Annotated in this window: 1 tRNA gene and 1 pseudogene; one reads left to right on the top strand and one right to left on the bottom strand. The window is 72.2% G+C overall.

Features of this window, described 5'->3' with window-relative positions:
- A pseudogene (locus tag A612_RS07155) lies at positions 1–578 on the top strand (DUF349 domain-containing protein); the annotation flags it as partial.
- A 101-nt stretch (positions 579–679) separates the two neighbouring features.
- Here the strand turns inward: A612_RS07155 and A612_RS07150 are convergent.
- Positions 680–764 (bottom strand) — tRNA-Leu (locus A612_RS07150).
- Between the last annotated feature and the right edge of the window lie 127 nt (positions 765–891).

Raw genomic sequence — 891 nt, 5'->3', positions numbered from 1 at the left:
CCGGCGCCCAGCAGGGCCGCGGGCCCGGCATGGAGGGGCGCGAGCGGCGCGGCCGGGACGACGCGCGCGGCCCGCGCGATGGGCGCGGACGCGAGCGGGGGGAGGCGCCACGCGGCCCGCGCCTCGGTGACGCTGCCTTTCGCGCCCAGCGCGAGGCCCGGGAACAGGCCCAGGCGGCGTTGCGCCGGCTGGCAGCCCAGGCGCACGGCGAGGCGCTCACGCAACTCATGGAGGCCTGGAAGCGCCGCGATGCGCAGCAGCTCCCGGGGGTGCAGGAGCTGGGCGGGCGCGTGTCGCCGGCGGCCCGCGCGGCCTGGGGCCAGGCGCTGGCGGCGGCGCCGGCGGGCGAGTGCGGCGAGGCGCTGCTGCGCCTGGAGATCGCAGCAGACGTGCCGACCCCGGCGGACCAGCTGTCGGCGCGCCGGGCGCTCCAGCTGCAGTTGCTCACGCGGCGCAACGACCCATCGCCGGCCCAGACCTGGGAGCAGGACGCTGCGCGGGTGTTTGCCTGTGCCGCGGGGGATGCCGAGGTGCGCCGTCTGCAAAATGCGCTCAAGGTGCTGATGCGCAAGGGCTGATGCGCCCCCGGCCGTGCCGTCCGCGGCATGGCCGGCCGCTCCTGCGGGACAGGAACAAAAAAGCCGCTGATCCTTCGATCAGCGGCTTTTTCTTCGTTGTCTGGTGCCCAGGAGAGGACTCGAACCTCCACGCCTCTCAGCGCTAGTACCTGAAACTAGTGCGTCTACCAATTCCGCCACCTGGGCATTTCAGGGAAGGCGCAAGTATAAGACGGATTTCGGAGTGGTTTGGACAAGAGCGCAAATTTTTTTCACCCGCCCCGGGCCGCTGGCCGCCAGGCGCGCACAAAAAAGCCGCTTCTTCGGGAAGCGG

Origin of the sequence: Melaminivora alkalimesophila (genome assembly GCF_000282995.1) — a bacterium.
Classification (GTDB): domain Bacteria; phylum Pseudomonadota; class Gammaproteobacteria; order Burkholderiales; family Burkholderiaceae_C; genus Melaminivora; species Melaminivora alkalimesophila.
Note: the sequence above shows the minus strand (reverse complement) of the source record. Positions and strands in the feature narration are given on the sequence as shown.